This window comes from Verrucomicrobium sp. BvORR034 (assembly GCF_000739635.1).
Classification (GTDB): Bacteria; Verrucomicrobiota; Verrucomicrobiia; order Verrucomicrobiales; family Verrucomicrobiaceae; genus Verrucomicrobium.
In genome coordinates, this window is the sequence record NZ_BATQ01000171.1 from 62,791 (window position 1) to 84,636 (window position 21,846).

At 61.1% G+C, this 21,846-nt stretch carries 18 protein-coding genes; 16 read left to right on the top strand and 2 right to left on the bottom strand.

The window, feature by feature from the left end; genetic code table 11:
* Positions 1–20: 20 nt before the first annotated feature.
* From glgX to arr, 5 genes are all read left to right on the top strand, one after another.
* Positions 21–2,174 carry a glycogen debranching protein GlgX gene (glgX, locus tag BV034_RS30075; RefSeq protein ID WP_265593630.1) on the top strand — a complete coding sequence of 718 codons (2,154 nt, stop codon included), beginning with the start codon at positions 21–23 and terminating at the stop codon, positions 2,172–2,174.
* A 44-nt stretch (positions 2,175–2,218) separates the two neighbouring features.
* The gene (gene pyk, locus BV034_RS30080) at positions 2,219–3,628 is read left to right on the top strand and encodes a pyruvate kinase (protein ID WP_063768949.1); all 1,410 of its coding nucleotides are present in this window, start codon (positions 2,219–2,221) and stop codon (positions 3,626–3,628) included.
* 454 nt (positions 3,629–4,082) lie between these two features.
* Positions 4,083–5,312 (top strand): alpha/beta fold hydrolase, encoded by a 1,230-nt coding sequence (locus tag BV034_RS30085; RefSeq protein WP_050030642.1) that lies wholly within the window; start codon positions 4,083–4,085, stop codon positions 5,310–5,312.
* A gap of 147 nt (positions 5,313–5,459) precedes the next feature.
* Positions 5,460–6,167, top strand: coding sequence for a hypothetical protein (locus tag BV034_RS30090; protein WP_050030643.1), 708 nt, complete (start codon positions 5,460–5,462; stop codon positions 6,165–6,167).
* An 8-nt stretch (positions 6,168–6,175) separates the two neighbouring features.
* Positions 6,176–6,592, top strand: coding sequence for an NAD(+)--rifampin ADP-ribosyltransferase (gene arr, locus BV034_RS30095; RefSeq protein ID WP_050030644.1), 417 nt, complete (start codon positions 6,176–6,178; stop codon positions 6,590–6,592).
* 789 nt (positions 6,593–7,381) lie between these two features.
* Here arr and BV034_RS30100 read toward each other — a convergent pair.
* The gene (locus BV034_RS30100) at positions 7,382–8,869 is read right to left on the bottom strand and encodes a PLP-dependent aminotransferase family protein (protein ID WP_050030645.1); all 1,488 of its coding nucleotides are present in this window, start codon (positions 8,867–8,869) and stop codon (positions 7,382–7,384) included.
* 122 nt (positions 8,870–8,991) lie between these two features.
* Here BV034_RS30100 and BV034_RS30105 point away from each other — a divergent pair, with 122 nt between their 5' ends.
* The 4 genes from BV034_RS30105 (at position 8,992) to BV034_RS36570 (ending at position 10,716) form a co-directional block, all read left to right on the top strand.
* Positions 8,992–9,468, top strand: coding sequence for a carboxymuconolactone decarboxylase family protein (locus BV034_RS30105; RefSeq protein WP_050030646.1), 477 nt, complete (start codon positions 8,992–8,994; stop codon positions 9,466–9,468).
* Between the two features lie 34 nt (positions 9,469–9,502).
* Positions 9,503–9,946 (top strand): cupin domain-containing protein, encoded by a 444-nt coding sequence (locus BV034_RS30110; RefSeq protein WP_063768946.1) that lies wholly within the window; start codon positions 9,503–9,505, stop codon positions 9,944–9,946.
* A gap of 40 nt (positions 9,947–9,986) precedes the next feature.
* Positions 9,987–10,412: a MauE/DoxX family redox-associated membrane protein gene (locus BV034_RS30115; protein ID WP_050030647.1), complete on the top strand. Its 426-nt coding sequence runs from the start codon at positions 9,987–9,989 to the stop codon at positions 10,410–10,412.
* A gap of 130 nt (positions 10,413–10,542) precedes the next feature.
* Positions 10,543–10,716 carry a hypothetical protein gene (locus tag BV034_RS36570; protein WP_265593631.1) on the top strand — a complete coding sequence of 58 codons (174 nt, stop codon included), beginning with the start codon at positions 10,543–10,545 and terminating at the stop codon, positions 10,714–10,716.
* 546 nt (positions 10,717–11,262) lie between these two features.
* Here the strand turns inward: BV034_RS36570 and BV034_RS30120 are convergent.
* Entirely contained in the window at positions 11,263–12,090 is an 828-nt protein-coding gene (locus BV034_RS30120; protein ID WP_050030648.1) for a TIGR00282 family metallophosphoesterase, read from the bottom strand.
* A 79-nt stretch (positions 12,091–12,169) separates the two neighbouring features.
* Between BV034_RS30120 and BV034_RS30125 the strand changes: the two genes are divergently transcribed.
* From BV034_RS30125 to BV034_RS30155, 7 genes are all read left to right on the top strand, one after another.
* Positions 12,170–13,609 carry an N-acetylmuramoyl-L-alanine amidase gene (locus BV034_RS30125; protein WP_050030649.1) on the top strand — a complete coding sequence of 480 codons (1,440 nt, stop codon included), beginning with the start codon at positions 12,170–12,172 and terminating at the stop codon, positions 13,607–13,609.
* Positions 13,610–13,611: 2 nt separating this feature from the next.
* Positions 13,612–15,030: a shikimate kinase gene (locus BV034_RS35295; protein WP_050030650.1), complete on the top strand. Its 1,419-nt coding sequence runs from the start codon at positions 13,612–13,614 to the stop codon at positions 15,028–15,030.
* 119 nt (positions 15,031–15,149) lie between these two features.
* Positions 15,150–16,217 (top strand): tRNA epoxyqueuosine(34) reductase QueG, encoded by a 1,068-nt coding sequence (gene queG, locus BV034_RS30135; RefSeq protein WP_050030651.1) that lies wholly within the window; start codon positions 15,150–15,152, stop codon positions 16,215–16,217.
* Between the two features lie 259 nt (positions 16,218–16,476).
* Positions 16,477–17,598 (top strand): DegT/DnrJ/EryC1/StrS family aminotransferase, encoded by a 1,122-nt coding sequence (locus BV034_RS30140; RefSeq protein WP_081888222.1) that lies wholly within the window; start codon positions 16,477–16,479, stop codon positions 17,596–17,598.
* Entirely contained in the window at positions 17,595–18,071 is a 477-nt protein-coding gene (locus BV034_RS30145) for a GNAT family N-acetyltransferase (RefSeq protein WP_050030653.1), read from the top strand. The genes BV034_RS30140 and BV034_RS30145 overlap by 4 nt, the downstream gene beginning before the upstream one ends.
* Before the next feature lie 14 nt (positions 18,072–18,085).
* The gene (locus BV034_RS30150) at positions 18,086–19,192 is read left to right on the top strand and encodes a hypothetical protein (protein ID WP_050030654.1); all 1,107 of its coding nucleotides are present in this window, start codon (positions 18,086–18,088) and stop codon (positions 19,190–19,192) included.
* Between the two features lie 1,981 nt (positions 19,193–21,173).
* Positions 21,174–21,827: a PIN domain-containing protein gene (locus BV034_RS30155; RefSeq protein ID WP_265593641.1), complete on the top strand. Its 654-nt coding sequence runs from the start codon at positions 21,174–21,176 to the stop codon at positions 21,825–21,827.
* Positions 21,828–21,846 lie beyond the last annotated feature (19 nt).

The window sequence follows — 21,846 nt, forward strand, 5'->3', positions numbered from 1 at the left end:
TCACAGAGGATGAACTGGGTATGAGAGGACTGTTTTCCAAACTATCAACACTGTGTCTGGGGGATGACGCTCTGGTCGCGGCGCGACAGATGGCCGTCTCCCGGCAGACACCCGACCACCTGGGTGCCACCATCGTCGAAGGCGGCGTCCATTTCAGCATCTACTCCCGGGCGGCAGATGGGGTGGACCTCTGCCTGTTCGACCCGGCGGAGCCCTCGGAGGAGACCGGCCGGGTGCGCATGACGCGGGACGATGATGATGTCTGGCACGCCTTCGTGCCTGGGCTCACCGCTGGAGCCGTGTACGGCTACCGCGCCCGCGGCCCTTGGTCGCCAACGCAGGGCAAGTGGTTCAACCCCCACAAACTCCTGCTGGACCCCTACGCCAAGGCCCTCCTGGGAGAGCCCATCTGGCAGGAGACCTACCAGAATGTCAGCGAAAAAACCGTCCGCGATTTCCATGACAGCGGTCCGGCCGCGTTGAAATCCGTCGTGATCTCAGATGAGTTCGACTGGGAGGGAGATGCCCTGCCCGCAGTCCCCTGGCAGAACACCGTGATCTATGAGCTGCACGTCAAAGGGATGACCATGCAGCACCCGGATGTGCCCCCGGACAAGCGGGGCACGTACGCCGGGCTGGCAGATCCGGCCATCATCACCTACCTCAAGTCCATCGGCGTCACCTCCGTGCAGCTGCTGCCCGTGCACCAGCACCTGGACGATGGATTCCTCCTTGCCAAAGGTCTGACGAATTACTGGGGCTACAACACGATCGGCTTCTTTGCCCCGCACAGTGAATACGCCGGCACCCGCGACCCCCAGGCCCAGGTGGCGGAGTTCAAGACGATGGTTCGAGAACTTCACAAGGCAGGAATCGAGGTCATCCTTGACGTGGTGTACAACCACACCGCGGAGGGGGATGAGAACGGGCCCATGCTCTTCCTCCGCGGCCTGGACAATGCCGGGTACTACCTCCTGAACAACGACCACAAGGTGGTGAACTACACCGGCTGCGGCAACACGCTGAACGCGGCCAGCCCGCCCGCCTTGCGCCTGGTCATGGACAGCCTGCGGTACTGGGTTCAGGAAATGCACATCGACGGCTTCCGCTTCGACCTGGGGGCCACCATGGGACGTCGCGGTGAGCTATTCGACATCGGCTGCTCCTTCTTCCAGGGGCTCGCACAGGACCCCGTGCTGCGCCGCGTGAAGATGATCGCCGAACCCTGGGACCTGGGACCGAATGGCTATCAGGTCGGCGGCTTCCCCAAGCCCTGGCATGAACTCAACGGACGCTTCCGCGACAACGTCCGCTGCTTTTGGAAAGGCGACGAGGGACGCATGGCAGATTTTGCCAAGCGCCTCTGCGGCAGCCAGGACATCTATGGCCCCGGCGGTCGCCCGCCCTCGGCCAGTGTGAACTTTCTCACCTCGCACGATGGCTTCACGCTGCGGGATCTCTGGAGCTACAACAACAAGCACAACGAAGACAACGGCGAGGAGAACCGGGACGGCGACAGCCACAACAACGGCTGGAACTGCGGCATCGAGGGCGACACCCGCGACGCGATTGCACTGAGCCTGCGGCGGCGGCTCTCCCGCTCCTGCCTGGCCACGCTCTTCCTTTCCCAGGGGGTCCCCTTCCTCACCATGGGGGACGAACGCTGGCGCACCCAGCGGGGCAACAACAACGGCTACTGCCAGGACAACCCCATCAGCTGGATGGACTGGACGACCAACCGGGAGTCCACCCGCATGCTGGAGTTTGTGAAGCAGCTCGCCCGCTTCCGCCAGCTCCATCCCGTGGTGCGTCGCGCCAAGTTCTTTGACGGGCGCGTCAATCCCTACACGGGAAGACCGGACATCGGCTGGCTCTGCCGCGATGGCCTGACCATGAGCCGCGAGGTCTGGCACGCCGCAGAGACCCGCTTCATCGCCGCCGTGCTGGACGATACGCAAGGAGGCAAGCGTGACAAAGCCGCCCCCATCTTGCTGTTGTTCAACAGCTCACCAGAGGACATTGACTTCCCCATGCCGGACGGTACTTGGACTCTGGTCTTCGACACCTCCCGGGAGCCCTGTTTCCCCAAGGAGTCCGACCCGGCCAAGTCATATGAAGAATCCTTTGCCTCAGCCAGCCGGTCCGTGGCATGTCTTGTGCTGAAATTGACCTAATGGCATCGCCCGCCCGCGGGAGTGCCAGCACCAGAAAGATTTTCATGCGAAAAACGAAAATTCTCGTCACCCTCGGTCCGGCCACGGAAAGCGTTGAAAAGATCGAGGCCCTGATCCGAACGGGGGCCAACATTTTCCGGCTCAACATGAGCCATGCCTCCCATGAGTGGACGCGCAACGTGTACAACAGCATCCGGGACGCCGCCAAGCAGCTCAACTCGGACGTGGCCGTGCTCATGGACCTCACCGGCCCCTCCATCCGCACCGGCGATGTGGAGGCCCCCTGGCAGCTCAAAAAGGGCGACACGGTGGAATTCCGCACCGATGAAACACTCTCCCCCATCGGCACCTACTCCACCACCGTTAACTACCCCGGCCTCACCCATGATCTCAAGCCGGGCGACGCCATTGCCATCGACGGCGGCATGATCCAGATGCGGACCGTCTCCGCCATCGGCAAGCGAATCCAGGCCGAGGTGCTCACCGGCGGGGAGATGAAGTCCCGCCGTCACATCAACCTGCCCGGCGTGGATGTGAACCTCCCGCCGCTGACCAAGAAGGATTACCTGGACCTGGATCTGGGTGTCGAGCTGGGTGTGGACTATTTCGCCCTTAGCTTTGCCCGCGAGCCCGCGCACATCCAGCACCTGGAGTTGCTCCTGGAGCAGAAGAACTCCCACGCCCGGGTCATCGCCAAAATCGAAAACCAGCAGGCCCTCAACAATCTGGACGCCCTCGTGATCGCCTCCAAGGGCATCATGGTGGCCCGCGGCGACCTCGGCAGCGAGTGTCCCGTGGAGGACCTCCCCATCATCCAGCGCGACATCATTGAGCGCTGTTCCTACCATGGTCGCAAGGTCATCGTCGCCACGCAGATGCTGGAGAGCATGATCGAAAACCCTGTGCCCACCCGGGCGGAGGTGACCGACATCTTCAACGCCGTGACTGAGCAGGTGGACTGCGTGATGCTCAGTGGAGAGACCAGCGTGGGCAAGTACCCTGACCGCTGCGTGGACGTGCTCCACCGGGTGATCAGCCGTACGGAGAAGCGCTATCCCTCCGGTCGCTTCGCCTCCGATGCCCCCATCAAGACCAACAAACATCGCGCGGTGAAATCCGCCATCGGCCTGGCCAACAGCATCCCCAACTCCAAGCTGCTGGTCTTCACCAAAGGCGGCACCACCGCCCACCTCTGCGCCCATCAGCGCCCGGAGTTCGCGCCCATCTTTGCCTTCACCCCGAACCTCTACATCAGCCGCACGCTCATGTCTGCCCGCGGGGTGTTCCCGTTCGTGATGGAGTTCAACAGCAAGAACCCCAGCGCCACCATCGAGTCCGCCATCAAGACTCTCCGCGAACGCAGCCTCGTCCTCGCCGGCGATCCCATCGTCATCCTCAGCGACGTGCTGCACGATGACCTGATTGTGGATTCCATCCTGCTGAGGCAGGCATGAGCCAGGGGAATGAGGAATCAACCACAGAGACGCAGAGAACACAGAGGTCGGGTTTTTTAGACAGAATTGACGGAATTAACAGAATGGGATTTCAGGCTTCGGGGCGGGTATGGTCTCGTGAAACAACCTGACCAACTGGCCCCAACACCTCCCGAGGGCCAACGGCCCGGCATCATACCAGCCTGGGGCAACGCCCCAGGTTTCATGCAATAACGGGATCATTGAGAGCTGAAGGCCCGGCCTCATTCAGTTCCGCCACCACCCTGGCGGACTTCACTGTAGAAAAACCGTCTCGGTGCTTGTTCGTCATCCACCCACAACCCCAAGAGCCGGGACGGCTCTTCTACTTTCTCTGCGGCGACACCCCACGCTCCCTCCTCTCCCACCTCCTCAGGTCTTGCGTCTTGTGTCTTTTCGTCTTGTGTCTTTCTCCGATCTGGTTTGGGTTACACCCATGCGCACCCGGCTTCTCTTTCCTCTCTTACTCGGCATCGTCACCCTCGCCACAACCTCCCTGCGAGCCGAACCGGCATCATCCCCCTGGGACCTCGCCCAACTCTCCCAGGCTCCCGCCATCACTTGGCTCGTCAAAGAGGGCCCCATGCGCGCCCTCACCTACACGGGCCTCCCCTTCCAGGGTAAACCTTCCCAGGTCTTCGCCTACTACGCCTCCCCCGCCACGCTTTCCCCCGCCACCGACGCCCCCAAGAAATATCCCGGCGTCGTCCTCATCCACGGCGGCGGCGGCACCGCTTTCAAGGCCTGGGCGGAACTCTGGGCCAAGCGCGGCTACGCCGCCATCGCCATGGACCTCAGCGGCATGCGTCCCGAGGAGGCCGATCCCAACAAACGCACCCGCATTCCCGACGGCGGCCCCGACCAGGGCCATCCCGCCAAATTTGACACCATCCGCTCTGAAGACATCACCGATGACTGGCCGCTTCACGCCGTGGCCAACGGCATCCTGGCCCACTCCCTCCTCCTGAGCTTTCCTGAAGTGGACAAAGAACGCACCGCCGTTACCGGCATCAGTTGGGGCGGCTACACCACCTGCATCGTGGCCTCCGTGGACAGCCGGTTCAAGGCGGCCGTCCCGGTTTACGGTTGTGGTTTCCTGGACCAGAACAGCTGCTGGCTCGGTGAGTTCACTAAACTCGGTCCGGATCTCACCAAGAAATGGGTCGAGCGCTACGACCCCTCCAGCCACCTCGCCCGCTGCACGGTGCCCATCTTCTTCATGAACGGCACCAACGACTTCGCCTACCCGCTCGACAGCTACATGAAGAGCTACGATGCCGTGACCAAGACCGCCAAAAACATCCGCGTCCAAATCAAGATGCCGCACGGCCACGGCGTGGGCTGGGAACCCAAGGAGATCGGCCTCTGGGTGGACCAGCAGCTTGGCATCGGCGATGGCAAAGCGCTCCCCTCCTGCACCGCGCCCGTCCTCGCCGATGGCAGGGTGACGGCGAAAATCACTCACTCGCTCCCGGTGAAATCGGCTGCCTTCAACTACGCGCTGCCGGGCGAGGCGGTGAACAAGCGAGAGTGGAAGAGCGTCCCGGCGACCGTCGAAAATGACATCGTGACCGCCCCTGCCGCTGAGCCCGGATCAGATATGTGGTTCTTCACCGTCACCGATGAACGCGACGCCATGGTCTCTTCTCCGGTGGCGTTTAAGTAGCCCCCAACAGCCAAACCTGCGCGCAGCAGGCACTTTTGGCTCGCCCCGCGCCTGGCTGAGCCTTACTATTTGCGCCGACACCCTTTCGCGGTGCGGCTTGATCCAGGCATCAAGCCCTGAGACAACCTCAGCTCAGATCCAAACCCCATGAAATACGCCACTCCGTATCTTCTCACGGTCGCTTGCTTGATTTGCCTCTGTGGCAATGCCCAGCAGCCATCAGAAACGAAAGAAGTGCCGCGCAAGCTTCCTGGCTGGGGCACGGCTCTGGACCCGGACAACGACTGCAAGTTCTTTCTCGCCAAGGACTCCTTGCTCATCAGCGTCCCTGGAGCCCGCCCTCACGATCTGGCTGCCGACATTGGCGTCATCAATGCACCACGCGTTCTCCAAGAAGTTCATGGCGACTTCACCCTGCAGGTCAAGGTGGAGGGCCGCTTCACTCCTGGTGATGAATCCACCAAAGCCGGTCGCACCGGCTACAATGGCGCCGCCCTCATCGCCATGGCCGACTCGAACAACGTCGTCACCCTGGCCCGCGCCGTTTTGCAACACTCCGGCGAGGAAGCGCAGCCCTACGCAAACTTTGAAATCCGGGTGGGCGGCGAGCTTCAACGCCTTGGCATGACCGGAGACTACCCACTGCCCAAAGATGGCCCCGTATTCCTCCGCCTCGAACGCCGCGGCAACAAGTTCCTCGGAGCCGCAAGCACCGACGGCGTGAATTGGAATGTCCTAGAACCCAAAGAGATCCCCTCCAGCTGGCCTGCAAAACTGCAGGCTGGAGTCGCGGCCATCAGCACCTCCAAAGAAGAGTTCAATCCGCGATTCTCCAAGCTACAGACATTGAAGTAAGTGCCCCCATGGCCCTCCCCGAAGCTCCAAACACCCCGACCTACTACCACGGTACTCGGGCCGACTTGCAACCCGGCGACATCATCGCGCCCGGCTACAACTCCAACTACGGCAGCAGGAGAAAGGCAAACTTCGTCTATCTGACCGCCACGCTCGATGCAGCCACTTGGGGAGCCGAACTGGCCCAAGGCGAAGGACGCGGCCGAATCTACATCGTCGAACCCACAGGGCCGTTCGAAGATGACCCGAACCTGACCGACAAGAAATTCCCCGGCAATCCGACCAAGTCCTACCGCACCCGGGAACCATTGCGAGTCACCGGCGAGATCACCGACTGGCAAGGCCATCCACCCGAAGTCTTGCAGAAGATGAAGGATCATCTTGAGAAGCTCAAGCTGGCAGGCGTGGAAGCGATTGAGGAGTAACTGGCGGTCCAATTCAACCCATGGCCAAGTGATTTGGAGTTAGTACCTGAACCCATCGCCAGCCTCAGCCCGAAGTTGCGCCATTATCGGGAAGTGGATGTCTGGAGTGATTGATTCTGCCACGCCTCGCGGCCATGAAGCACCCCTTGGGCACTTGGCAGCACTCTACCGGAAGGCATCGCATACCAGGAAGTTAGAGCCTCCTCAAGTCGACAACTACGACCGGCTTTGGCGGTCGCACGGAAGAAGGAATCCTCAAACACCCTCTGTATCCGCACCCACCCCGATGACTCACACCTCAACTCCCACCCACTGGTGTTTGATCGCCAACCACTCAGCGACCCTGTAGTTGTCGACGTGAGGAGGCACTAGCTGAAGCGTCTGCAAGCTTTGCTTTCTCGCCGATGTCGCCAAGTTTCGACAGACCCTGGGGCGTCACGGGCAGGAGGCGGAAACGATACCAATTCCAATATCATTGCTCCGATTTCAATAGGCTATCGGCGCTGAAAGGGATCTTGTAGCACAGCCAAACGTTGGACGCGCATCAAGCGAGGCTGCGTCGGGTAGCTGCGATCGAGTTCGACTCCGCAGGAGTTACGGTGGTCTAACTCGCTGCTACCCCTGCCGGGGTGGAATACAATTTTCCTCTTATTTCGGAGGTGTCAGTCGCTTCACTCCTTCAACCTCCGGCCAATGGCTGGGATGCCTCCGGCACCCAATTGCATCTGAAGCCAATGACGCGTCCTCCCCACCACGGCACCCCCAACACCTTGACTACTGACGCACCGGCTACCTCCCCTCCAGCACCTTTGCGAGTTTCCTCGCACCTTCCCGGATCAATTCCGGCCGGTAACCGCCGAAGCCCAGCAGCAGGCCGTTCACATCCTTGCGTTGGATCTGGAACATGGAGAGCGTCATGCACCGCACCCCCTGGCGCGCCGCCGCCTCCGCGACCGCATGGTCATTCCTCGCGGGCGGCAGATGCCCCGCTGTCTGCATACCAGCATGAATCGGAGCAATCTCAATCAGCCCTGCCAGAGGCCCTGTCGCTACCATCTCCATGAGCGTGCCCAATCTCTCCGCATACGCCTCCCGCATGCGCCGGATGTGCTGGCCAAAGTGCCCCTCCGTGATGAAGTCACACAACACCGCCTGATCCAGCAGAGGCGGAAAACGATCACTCAGCGAGCGAGCCACGGCAAACGGCTCCACCAGACGCAGCGGAAGCACCACATAACCCAGCCGCAGATTAGGAAACAACATCTTGTTGAAGCTCCCCGCGAAGATGACACACCCACTGCCGTCCAGCCCCTGCATGGAGGGCAGCGGCCGTCCCCGGTAGCGGTACTCGCTATCATAGTCATCCTCAAAGATCCACGACCCCGCCTCCTGCGCCCACTGCAACAGGGCCAGGCGACGCTCCAGGCTCAGGCTTGTCCCCAGGGGAAACTCATGCGCCGGCGTCACGTACGCCAGCTTGGCATCCGCAGCCAGCTTCCGGCCTCGGGCCACATCCAGCCCATCTTCATCCACAGGGATGGCCACCAACTGTGCCCCTACGGACCGAAAGGCCCCCACTGCCCCGATATATCCCGGGTCCTCCATCCACACCTTGTCACCAGGGTCCAGCACCAGTCGCGCCGTGAGGTCAAGCGTCTGCTGGGTGCCGGACACGATCACTACCTGGTCCGCCGTGCAATGCACCGCCCGGGCCGATCCCAGATACGCCGCCACCGCCTCCCGGAGTGGCCGGTACCCGTGGGCCTCCGCCACCCCCAGCTGCAGTCCGGAGGCCTGTCGCAACCGACGCCCTGCCAGCCGGCTCCACAGGGTGGTGGGAAATAGATCCAGCGCGGGTTGGTTGGGCTCAAAAGCCACGCCTGTGGGGGCCACTCCGTGAAGGGGAAACAGGGGGCGCAGTGTCTGGGACCATGCCGAAAGTCTGGCCCGTGAAGGCATCACACTCGCCGGCACCGCCTGCAACGAGGGAGCCGGGGCAAAGAAACGCTCCGGCAGATTGCCCGCCACCCGCGTGCCAGATCCCACCTCACTTTCCACATACCCCTCGGCCTTGAGCTGTTCAAACGTGACCAGTACCGTGCCCCGTGCCACGCCGTACTGCGCCGCCAGCTCCCGGGTGGAAGGCAGGCGCATGCCGGGCTTGAGCCGCCCTTCGGCAATGGCCAATCGGAGCTCCTCATAAATCCAGCGGAACAGGGGCGTACCCTCTGGGGCTGGGCGCAGCGCCAGTTCCTGCAGAGATGCTTTCCGGGACATGAACGCGACTTGAGGGATCTGAAAGTGGTCCACTACATATCAGGTAAATGGACCTTCCAGCAAGACCATTCGAGAGCGATTCTTTCTTCAGTTCGAAACACCAAAATCAAACCAACATCCTTATGAGCGAGATCTCCGACACCCCAGAAGGCAAGCCCCGCATGGAATACCACCTGGCCAGCCCCGACGCCGTGAAGGCCATGTTTGCCCTGTCATTCGCCGTACAAAAGATGGGCATCGAGCCAGCCCTGCTGGACTTGGTGAACCTCCGTGCCTCCCTGATTAATGGCTGCGCTTACTGCATCGACCTCCACAATCGCGAGGCGCTCGCCCGCGGCGAGTCCGCCCGCCGCCTCAACCTCCTGCCCGTCTGGCATGAGGTGCCCCACCTCTACACCAGCCGGGAACGCGCCGCCCTCGCCTGGACCGAGGCCGTGACCCTCATCTCCCAAACCCACGTGCCCGACGAGGTGTACGCCCAGGCCCGCGAGGTGTTCTCAGAAACAGAACTGACCAACCTCAACCTCGCCGTCGTCGCCATCAACGGCTGGAACCGCTTCGCCATCAGCTTCCGCAAGATGCCCGAAGAGTTGAAATAATACCCTCGAACCCCATTCCTAATTCCTAATTCCCATGCCCTCCCTTTCCCGCCGCCAACTCATGACCCTGCTGACCGCCGCCTCCGGCGTGCCCGCGTTCGCAGCGGCAGCCTCCGCCGCCACCCACCCGGATGCTGCACAGACCGGCTCCAAGGTCACCTCCCTGTTCACCCGCGTCCTCGCTGGTCATCCCGAGAGCGAGGTCAACATGGTACTGGTGGAGTACGCCGGCGGGGCCAGCTCCCCAGCCCATCGCCACGCCGGCCCCGTCTTTGTGTATGTACTGGAGGGCACCGTGGAGATGCAGATCACTGACGGACCGCTCACCAAACTCACCAAGGGCGAGACCTACTACGAGCCCCCTGGTGGCGTGCATCTGGTCTCCCGCAACGCCAGTGCCACCGAGCCCGCCAAGCTGCTCGCCTTCGTGGTCGGGCCCAAGGGAACCCCGCCAACCGGCCCGGTGGACAAACACTGAGCCCTCCTCCACACTCGTCACCCCAGGCCCCACTTAGGTTATGACATTGAACCTCTTCACCGGCTGGACCCTTCGCATCAGCCTCGCCGCTGCCTTCCTCTCCGCCGTAGCGGACCGCTTCGGCCTTTGGGGTCCACCCGGCGCACCGAATGTAGCCTGGGGTGACTGGGCCAGTTTCGTCGCCTACACCGGAACCTTGAACGCCTTCCTGCCTGCCTCGCTCTACGCCCCCCTGGGCTGGATCGCTACCATTGCTGAAATCGTGCTGGCCGTCTGGCTGCTGGTGGGGGTGAAGCTGCGTTGGGCGGCCCTGGGCAGCGCTGCCCTGCTGCTCGTTTTTGCGCTCTCCATGACGGTTACCCTGGGCATCAAAGCTCCCCTCAATTACTCCGTCTTCACCGGGGTAGCCGCCGCCCTGTCCCTGGTCTGTTTGGCTGCTCGACCTGGAAACCTTCAAGCTCGGTAAACAAAAGTCAGAATAAAAACAGCAGCCTGCCCGTCACAAAGGCAGATCACCGGACATGCAGTCATTGAAAGGCAGGAGTGAACCCCCTCGCTCCTGCCGATCAAAAAACCCTCAAACCTCCCCTTTCACCATGAACCCCGATTCCACCGCTCGCATCGTCAGGATCCTCCTGTCCGCCTGTGTGGCCTTGGGCCTCCTCGCGGCGGCAGTTCGTCCGAACTTGGTTCATGGTGGGGCCCCCAACTTGAGCACCCCACTGGCGGCAGGCAAGACGCCGGTGGGGGCCAGTGGGTGGATTCGGTAACCAGCAGAAGTGGCGCTGTGAATCTAACCACAGAGGCGCAGAGAACACAGAGGGCTGAGTTAAGGATAGAGGTAAACAGTGGATAGGCGCCTCAGAGGCTGATTGCCTCCCTCCCTCCCCACCGCCTCCAACACCTGGCGACGAAGTCGCTGTGGAGTGCGCGCGTGAAGCGCCGCTTTCGTGGACCCGAGGCGCTTCCTCGAACCTCATGAGGCGAGCAGGGCAACAAGACACCCGCCCCACGTTCCCGGCAAGATGCCGAGAACCTTTCAGTCAACGTCCCTCCGGCACCTCAAGCCCCCGGATCCACTCAAATCCACCACCCCCAACACCTGGCGGCGTCCCGATTTATCGGGACTTTGGGACTGCGGTGAGCATCACCGCTTTCGGGACGGCTTGTGAGGTTCGATCCCCCTACTTGCAGCAACGGAGCCCATTCCCTCCGACTCTCTCTCTCTCAACCAGGTGCCGCCCTGGCGGCACCGTCTCAACCAGCAACGCGTCTCAATGTGCCGCTTGCGGCACATCTCAACTTCCCCCTCTCCCCTACGCCCCCTCCGTGCTGCCGTGCCACACACGCTGCAGACGCTCAATCTTCAGCGCCTTGCCCGTCGTCGCATCCACATCCACCACTGCGCCACACAGTTTCACCTGACCGCGAGCCACATGGCCCTTGCTGGGCAGCAGCTTGGTGAACCGCTCGATCGCCGTCTGCACTTCCATGCCGATGCACGAGTCCACCGGGCCGCACATGCCCGCATCGCAGAGAAATGCGGTGCCATTGGGCAGCACCCGCTCATCCGCCGTCTGCACATGCGTATGGGTTCCCACCACAGCGGAGACCCGGCCGTCCAGATACCAGCCCAGCGCCATCTTCTCGCTCGTGGTCTCGGAGTGCATGTCCACGAAGATGACCGGCGTTTCCTTGCGCATCTCTGCCACCACCTCATCCATGACGGTGAAAGGGTTCTCCAGCAGCATCTTCATGAAGGTGCGACCCTGCACGTTGATCACGCCCACCTTGCCCTTCTTCGTCTCCAGCACCAGCGTGCCTTCGCCCGGCGTGCCCGCGGGATAGTTCACCGGCCTCAGCAGCCGGGGTTCTTCAGAAAAGTACGGCACGATCTCCTTCTGGTCCCACACATGATCCCCCGTCGTGATGACCGCCGCCCCGGCTCGCATGAGCCCGATGGCGATCTTCGGCGTGATGCCTCGACCGCCGGCGCTATTCTCGCCGTTCACAATCGCGAAGTCGATGTGCAACTCCTCCTTAAGCCGCGGCAACATCTCCGCCACCGCTTTTCGTCCCGGGTCACCCATCACGTCACCTAAAAAAAGGATGCGAATCGTCTGGTCAGAGGGGGCGTCTGTCATGCAGTACGTATTTGAGGATGAATTGTCCATGAATCAAGTCTAGGCTGCCAGCATGTTGGACGGACGCTGCAGACCATGGATGACCGGAGTTGCCCTCCTGATGGGGCTGAACTGCGGCATGATGGCGCAGACTTCCCCGGCGCCAGCGCCCGCCCCCGCTCCCGCTTCCGGGACAGGACCGGCCGCCGCACCCGCCTCCAAACCCGCACCCACTGCGGCTCCCACATCCGCAGAGGCACCTGCAGTGGGCCCCCTGGCGGCAGACTCCCCTTCCGCCCCGCTCACCCCAGTCCCGCCGATCCTGGCCAAACCAAAACTCAGCCCGCTGGCGACCCCGCCTAAATGGGACGAGCTGAAGGCCTACGATGGCGTGCTCACCCGTGCGCAGTTTGAGAAAGCCATCTCTCATGTCTATGGCAATGGCTCGACCTTCCCGCCACCGTGGAAGCTGGACGACCAGGGTGTCATCGTGGACACCACGCCTGGCAAACTGCCCGTGCGCATTGCTTTTCGTCCCGCCACGGTCGAGCCCAAGCAGGTCCCCCACTACTGGCGCGCCGCCAAGGATCTGCGCCCGCTCGAGCCCGGTCAATCCCCGCTGAAGGGCGTGCACATCGCTCTGGACCCCGGCCACATCGGTGGCGGATACGCCCGCCTGGAGGAGCGCTGGCTGAGCATGAATCCGGGTGAGGAAATCATGGAGGGTCGGATCGTCCTACAGGTGGCCCAGCTCCTGAAACCCCGCCTGGAGGCCCTCGGCGCCCGCGTCAGCATGGTGCGGGAGTCGGAGAACCCCCTCACCAAGGACACCCCCCAGAGCCTTCAGGACGAAGCCCTCCGATTGCTCCACGAGGCCGGCATCGCCAGCCCGAAGGACTCCTACACCGACCCCCGCGACGAGGCCCGCATCCTCAGCGTGCAGTGGCAGTCGGAAAAACTGTTCTACCGCGTGAGCGAGATCCACGCCCGCGCCCGCCGCGTGAACGAAGAACTGCGACCCGACCTTGTCCTCTGCCTGCACCTGAACGCGGAGCCTTGGGGCGATCCCAAGCAGCCTTCGTTCGTGGAGGCCAACCACTTTCACCTGCTCATCAACGGCTGCTACAGCCCGGATGAATTGCAGTATGAGGACGTGCGCTTTGAGATGCTGCGCCGCCTTTTCTCCCGCACTGAGGAGCAGGAAATGGCCATGGCAGCCCCCGTTGCCTCCGCCATGGCCGCCGCCACCGGACTGCCGCCTTACCTCTACACCACCGCAAATGCTCGTCGGGTGTCAGGAAGCCCCTTCGTGTATGCACGGAACCTGCTGGCAAACCGGATGTATGAATGCCCGGTCCTCTACTTTGAGCCCTACGTCATGAATCACGGCGAAACCTACCGCCGCCTCCTGCTGGGCCACTTTCTGGGGCGCACGCTCCTGGATGGCAAGCTGGTCACCAGTCCGCTGGAGGACTATGCCCGCGGTGTGGAGCGCGGTCTGGTGGAATACTTCACTCAAGCCCGGAAAGGAGGCGCCTGATCATGCGCTGCCTCGTGGTGGGATGTGGCTACTCGGGTGAAAAGCTGGCGGACCTGCTGCATGAAGCAGGTCACGAGGTCACCGGCATCACCCATTCCCCGGAATCGGCGGAGCGGCTCACCGCCTCCAAGCCCTACCCGGTGTTGGCGGCAGATGTCAGTGACGAAGCCAGCCTCGCGCAGGCCACGGCAGACCTGAGCCCTCACCCGGACGTGGTCATACATTGTGCCTCCTCGAACCGGGGCGGTGCCGAGATGTACCGCAAGGTGTACCTGGAGGGCTGCACCCATCTCATCGCCCTCTTCCCCAAAGCGCACCTGCTCTTCACCAGCAGCACCAGCGTCTATCCGCAGGTGGACGGCTCGCTCGTAGACGAGGCCAGCCCAGCGGAGCCTGAGCGTGAAACCGGCCGACTCCTTCGTCAGACGGAAGATCTCGTCCTCTCTCACGGCGGCACCATCACCCGTCTGGCAGGCATCTACGGTCCCCACCGTTCGTTTGTGCTCAAGAACTTCCTCGAAGGCAAGGCCTCGATCGAAGGGGCAGAAGGCCAGGGCCGCGTCTTGAACCAGATCCATCGCGATGACGTGGCGCGCGCCATCATGCACCTGCTGCTGGGGGGGCACCGTGGAGTTTACAACGTGGCGGACGATCTCCCCATGACCCAGCGGGACTGTTTCAAGCACCTGGCCGCCCGCTTCGCCCGCCCTCTGCCGCCAGTGGCCCCGCCCAACAACGAGCGGAAACGCGCCTGGACCAACAAGCGCGTCTCCAATGCCACCCTGCGCGCCACTGGGTTCACGCTCACCTATCCCAGCTATTTCGACGCCCTGGACAATGACGCCGCCCTGGTGCCGTCCATCCTCACCGAGCTGGGCCTGCCTGTCACCAGCGCCCGCCGCGGACGCAACATCATCATCGTGGGCCTCATGGGTTCAGGGAAATCAACCGTGGGCCGCATGGCCGCCCACAGCCTCGGGTTTGGATTTGTGGACACGGACCAGATCATCATCGAAAAGGCCCGCAAGACCATCCCCGACATCTTCGCTGCCGAAGGCGAGGCCGGCTTCCGCCAGCGCGAGACTGAGGCCCTGAAATCCCTGCTCGGCAAGGAGGGTCTTGTCATCGCCACCGGTGGCGGCATCGTCACCCAGGCTGCCAACCTGCCCATCCTCAAACAACTGGGCTATGTGGTCTGGCTGAACGCCGATCCCAACACGCTCTACCAGCGCACGGTGCACAGCAACGACCGACCACTGCTGCGCAACCAGGACCCTGCCGCCACCCTGCGCCACCTGTACGAGACCCGGCGCCCCATGTACCAGAAGGCCAGCGATCTTCAAATTGGCACCGACGACCTGACTGCCCAGGATGTGGCCTATGGCCTGGCGGAAAGTGTGCGCGTGTATTTTAGAGGGTGAAGTGGGTGGATGGTAAATGTTAAGAGTTATGGGTTAGACGTTATGAAGCAGGCGTCGTAGTGCCTTTTGCCCTCGAATCGATTCCCCATCTCATAACCCTTAACTCTTCATTCCCCCCCATGCCCCCTGCCGTTCTCAAGTCAGAACTTCAGGAGCTGTCCCGCGAGCTCGGCTTCAGCGACTGCCGGGTCGCCCTCGCGCTGCCTGCGGCGCATCGGGAACTGTATGAGCAGTGGGTGGCCGATGGCAAATATGGCGACATGGCCTGGATGGCCCGCAACATGGAGCGGCGCATGGATCCCCGGCTGGTGCTACCCGGTGCGAAGTCGATCGTTGTCTTTGCGCTGAACTACTTTCAAGGCGCAGGCCCGCAGCCCGGTCAGCTGGAAGGCCGGATCGCGCGCTACGCGTGGAACAACGACTATCACGACCTCATCGACAAGATGCTCAAGGCCGTGAACATCTTCCTTGAGAGCAAGGGAGGCACCCAGCGCTTCTATGTGGACACCGGCCCGGTATTGGAACGCGACTTCGCCAGTGAGTCAGGACTGGGCTGGGGCGGGAAAAGCACCATGCAGATCCACCGCGCCCTCGGCACCTGGTTCTTTCTGGCCGAGATCCTCACCACCCTGGAGCTGGAGCCGGATTCCCCGGCTCACGATCTTTGCGGCAAGTGCACCCGCTGCATCACCGCCTGCCCCACCCAGGCCATCACCGCCCCACGGCGCATGGATGCCCGCCGATGCATCTCCTACCTCACCATCGAGAGCAAGAGCCCCATCCCGATTGAGTTCCGCCGCGCCATCGGCGACCGCCTCTACGGCTGTGACGAATGCCTGACCGCCTGCCCGTGGAACCGCTTCGCCCAGACCTCCCACGAAGCCTGGTTCCAGGCCCGCGATTCCGTCTTCAACCTGCACCTCCGCGACCTGCTCGCCCTTGATGATGAGGCCTTCCGCACCCTCTTCGCCAAGTCCCCCATCAAGCGCATCAAACGCCCCGCGTTCCTGCGAAACGTCTGTGTGGTTTTAGGAAACATCGGCACCGCGGACGACCTTCCCGCCCTGAAAATTGCCGCAACCGATGAGCATCCCCTGATCTCGGAGCATGCGCAGTGGGCGATTGAGGAGATCCAGTGGAGAATGAAGGGTGGCATGAGCGCCCCGACAGCAACGGCGAGCCTCTAAGCCATTAGTTGCCTTCTTCAAGCACCGGACCGCCAGACGATTGTCTAGACCGGCGCTTGGAGGTGAAATCGCCCCTACCACCGATCAACCCACCTTTGCGACCGTGCGGCACCCCAATTTTGCCTTTTGCACGTAATGCATTGCACTCTTGGGCACTGCCAATGAGATGACCGCGGATGTGTGAATACTTAAAATGAGTAATTTACATCTGACACATCTTGTAGTTCTTCCGCAAAAGTAGTAGTTTCGATGCCTTTTTATGGCTCCATCAATCCCGTTGTTCAGTGTCTTCATGTCTCCAGAGGCAATTGCGCGCAGCGCCGAAGTGCTCGGCTGCGGCTTCATTGGTCAGGGGCCCCAGGTAGAAGCGTTTGAATCGAAATTGAAAGATTGGGTGACGTCGCCACACGTCCTCACACTCAATTCCGGCACGTCCGCCCTCCACCTCGCGCTCCGCCTGGCGGGGGTTGAGCACGGTGATGAAGTGATCTCGACCGCCATGACCTGCATGGCAACGAACGTTCCCATCCTTGCCAATGGTGCGCGGATCGTGTGGGCGGACATCAATCCCAAGACTGGCAACCTCTGCCCTAAGAGTGTGGCGGAAAAGATCACGCCGAAAACCAAGGCGATCGTTTGCGTGGACTGGGGTGGCTATCCCTGCGACTTTACCGAGCTGCGTGCCATCGCGGATCAGCACAAGATCGCCCTCATTGAAGACGCTGCCCACGCCTTTGGTGCCACCTACAAGAACCAGAAGATGGCGGCACTCCCTGACTTTACCACTTTCTCCTTCCAGGCGATCAAACACGTCACGACCGTGGATGGGGGAGCCCTCATCTGCCGGTCGGAAGAGGACTACAAACGGGGCAAGCTATTGAGGTGGTACGGAATCGACCGCGACGTCCCCCGGAAGGACTTCCGCTGCGAAGAGGATGTCCTTGAATTCGGCTACAAATTCCACATGAACGACGTGGCCGCGAGCATCGGTGTTGCCCAGCTCGACCACGCGGCCCGCATCGTGGGTGCCCACCAGAAGAACGGCGAAACGTACCGGGCGGCTTTCGCCGGGCGCGAAGAGAGTGGACTGGAGTTGCTGGACTACAAGGACGACCGCAAATCCGCCTTCTGGCTCTTCACCATGCTGGTGGACAATCGCGAGGAGTTCATGAAGTTCATGGCGGAGCGCGGCATCACCGTCTCCCAGGTTCATGCCAGGAACGACCGCCACACTGTATTCCGCGATTTCCAGACGGAGCTCCCCGGTGTCGATGCCTTCTCCACCCGCCAGGTCAACCTCCCCGTGGGGTGGTGGCTCAAGGAGGATCAGGTCCAGCACATCATCAGCACGGTGGACGAGTTCTTTCCTAAATCCCGATGAACGACGTCCGTATTGAGGAAATGGCGTCCCTGGCTGACGCCCTGGCGGTGGCGCGGATCCGCAATGACTGCCGGGAGTGGTTGACCAACTTCACCGGCCACATCAGCCCCCTCACTCAGGCGCGCTGGTGGAAGAGGAAATACTCCCGGCAGGCCCCAAAGAACTACTTCGTCTGGCTGGCCAGAACTCCGGAGGGCATACCCTGTGCCTACGCCGCCCTGGCTTACGAGCCGGAGGGGGGCCTTCTCACCGTGTGCGTGTCCCCCGAGTTCCGCCGTCAGGGGCTCGGCGTGGATTTGCTCAACTTCCTCAGGCGTCAGGACTGGCCGCCGCTGGTGCCGCGAAAACTGGTGGCCGTGGTCCGCAACGACAACGAGAGATCCCTGAATCTGCACAAGAAGCTGGGATTTCAGTTTACCGGGAACGACTCTCCCACCCTTATGCGTTTTGAACTGGGTCTCGACGCCGCCTGACCTGCCGCTGCCAGATGAACATCCATCAGTACTTCGATGCCGTGGGCGAGGATGATCTCACGATCATTTCGGTCTCCTTTCGTTCCGCTTCCCTTCTGCGACAAAATCTGGCGTTGACCCGGAAGCTCAATCCGGACACGCGGGTTCACTGGATGGTGGTGCAAAACACGCCCGCCCCGGACAACGCATCAGACCTTCAGGAAGACGACCCGGACTTCTATGTCATTCCCGGCCCTCGCATCACAAAACGCGAGAAGTCGAACGTCGGCTACGGATCCTTCCACCACGGCAAGGCGCTCAACATGGCCCTGTCCTACGCCATCACCAGCCACATCCTCCTGCTCGATCCCGATTGCTTCATCGTAAAGGACCGATGGATCCGTGAGGTGCCCGCGCTGATGAGGCGCAAGCAATTCTGCTTCTGGGGCACCCCCTATCACCCCGAGCGGTTGAATGCGTACAATGTCTTTGGTCGGACCTACATGTATTTCCCCACGGCGATTTGCATGTTCATCGACCGGGCAAGGCTTCAGAAGAACCTGCACTTCGGCCTGGATTTCACTCCACCTGTGCGGGGCAAGATCAATTCCTTCACGTACCGGGACCGCATCCTGAACGCCGCCAAGAGCAGCCGCTCATCCGTTGGCAAAGCCATCGCCATCACGCGAGAAGCAGGCATCAGGGGGCTTGTTGACATGTTCCGGCTTACCAATCTCAAATGGGCTTGGGACAAGCGTCCAGACATTGGCCACCTCGTGTACGAGCAGTATCACAAGAAGGTCAAAGTCGGGTACACTGCCATGCACTACTCGCGCCCGTTCCCCGCCTGGTTCAAGCTGCTCAAGGCTCTGGTTCCCCAGCACTGCACCGCCTACCCCAAGCGCAACCACTACTGGACCAAGCAAACGTTCGCCATGCTCCCTCCTGAAGTTCACGAGCGTTGGGAACAGTTCTTCATACGGGATGAACCCTTTGCCTTCCACCTCGGCAAGGTCACTTACAATCCGCACAAATCGGATGCAGCCCTCCTCGCCGAGGTCTTGAGCAAACAGTTCGGCCTCGAATTTGAAGTCGCAAGCAAGCCAGAGGCCAATAAGCTTGAGTTGTCCAAAGTTGGGTAAGCAAGTCCGCTGCGGCGCGGGAATCTTCCGCCGACGTGGGATGGTGTGGCGGAGAGACGTGACACCATCTCCGTCGCTCTTGCCTCAACCGGACTCTGCGAGCGTGTTTCAGGCGTAGTCCGATTGTCCCAACCGGCTCAGTCGCCACAGGGACTTACGCCCAAAGCACCGATCCCATTTCCCGCAGTCAGCACGCCTCTGCCCCGCCCTCACGACACGGACGACATGAGATCACGGTCAGCCAATCCGCGGCCCAAAGCTGATCTCAGAATGGGATTTCTAACACAGCCCAATGTTGACGAGCCTCAAGCGAGTTTACATTGGGGTCTTGCTGTGACCAAAGGTCAGGTGTGAAGGCCAACAGTGTTTGCTCCAAAGATTCGCCCAAAAAAGAATCCATTTCGGCCGCAACAGATGCGCGCTCCGACGTTATGTCGCCATCGCCATCCACTTCACGCATTCACGGACTACAACACATTCATCTTCTCCCTTTTCACTGTTTCACCTTACAATCCTCACACCAAAATTCCTGATTCAAATCGCCTGCCCCGCGGAAATGATCCATTCCCCAAGCCCATGCGATCCCCTCCCACAATCATGCGTCGCAACTTCTCAACCTGGTATTCTCTGGCCTCCTTGTGCCTGACACTTTCAGCCACCTTGCTTCTTATCGCCTTCGCCATAAACCGATATGACTGCCCCAACACCTCTTTGGAAGTCCGCTACACAGGGATCTTGTTGATTCCCACGGCATACGCACTTTTCGCCCCGATTTTCCAACGAACCCCGGCTGCGCAGCCTGGCTTGTTCAGCTTGGTTGAGCTTGCTTCTCACCCTTGTAGTCGTGGACCGTTTCAATTTCATTGTGGAACGACTGGAGTGGCTTGCCCGGGGAGCACCGCCCTCGGGAACGCCCCCATGGAAGGTCCCATACAGAGAAGTCCAAGACCGTTGACTATTTTTCAGCAAACCTCGTAGTACCGCGAACCAACGCTAGCCACCACCATCGAGAAGCCTGCGAATCCCACGTTTCAGTTGTTGAACCAACGCGGCAGTCAATTGATGAGATAGGCTCAGATTCCCAGCAGCACAGCTCGATGTCGCATTCGCAATGTCTGAAACTGACCCGCATCAATGAGCACCGGACAGACCCCGCCTCCGGGGCTAATATATTCCTTGCAGCGTCAATAACCGATCAGAATCGGAGCAGACGCTTCAGCGAGTGCCTGCCAAGGAACCTCTGTAGCGAAACGCAGTCTGGCGATCTCTCAAAATGGCCTTTGCCTGAGAAGCTTGGGGAGCGCACGCATCCCTGCGTTCTGTTTCCGGCATCTTGCCGGGAACGTCAGTTATCGGGTGGCCTCGCGAGGTGCAACCAAACATTCATGCAACATCGCATTCGAGCGACGTGGAGGCGTTGAAGGTGGTGGAGGAAAAGCGCATGCTGTTGGCCTTCCCACCTGAGTATCATCGTTGGACAGCACCCAACGTAGACTCGCTGGAAGCTCGCCAACGTTGGGCTTGTAGCCCCATCCTCTTCGAGGAAGAACTTCGACTGAACCCGTGGAAGGCGTCGGTTCAGTCCGCAGTTTATCCTCGAAGGGGATATCTAGCACAGCCCAGTGGTTGGACGAGCCTTAAGCGAGTCAACCCTGGGTACCTCCGCAGAGTATGATCAGGTGGGGAGGCCTACAGCATCCACTTTCTCCCCACCGCCATCAACACCTCCACGCCAGGCGGATGCGATCTCATGTGTTGCCTGACGTTGGTGAGCCTCAAGCGAGCCTACGTCGGGAAAACATCACGAATTGCTACGCCGAAAGAGTTGCGGCAGTCTCGCTGCCGGGTGGAAACGGAACGGGGCACCAGAAAGCATTGGCACTTCTTGTTCGACCAGTAGATTTAGGAGACCTGCTCTTCCCATGATCGCCACCTACGTCCTGGTTGACTATGAAAACGCCAGCCAGCCCGGTTACCCGACCTGGCGAAGGCCCGGCACAAGGTCCTTGTCTTCCTGGGAAGGAACCAAGACACGGTGTCTCTGGAACTGGCAACCGCCCTTCAAATGCTTGGGGCGAACGGCGAGTACGTGCGCGCCCCAGGGGAGGGGCAACAGGCACTCGATCTTCACATCGCCTACTACTTGGGCAAGATCACGTGCGACAATCCTCATTCCCCTATCCATGTCGTCTCCAATGATTCGCGGTTCGATCCCCTGATCGAGCACCTGAGGAACAAACATCAAGCTGCCGTATCTCGCAGCGAAAGTCTCGATGCCGTAATCGCAGCACAGACACTCATCCCTCTCCCGCTTGAAAGGCTCCTCGAATCAGTCGAACATTGGTTGAGCAATCAATCACATCACGGCCCTCGCACCCTCCCCAGGCTGCACAACAGCCTGAAATCCTTTCTGCCCAAGCCCGTCACCAAAGCAGAGCGCCAGCTCATTATCACTGCACTGCGGGAGCGGGGGCATTTTTTCATCGAGGGGAACAAGCTTGTCTGGCCCAAGGCCGCTACCGTTCCATTGCAACGCCTCACCGATCCAACCACATGGCAACCGGACAACGAATCCGCTGAACCTCATGACGCCGATGCGGCACCGAGTTGGGATGACGACAATATTCCGTTTTGACACCTCCCAGAGAGACGGT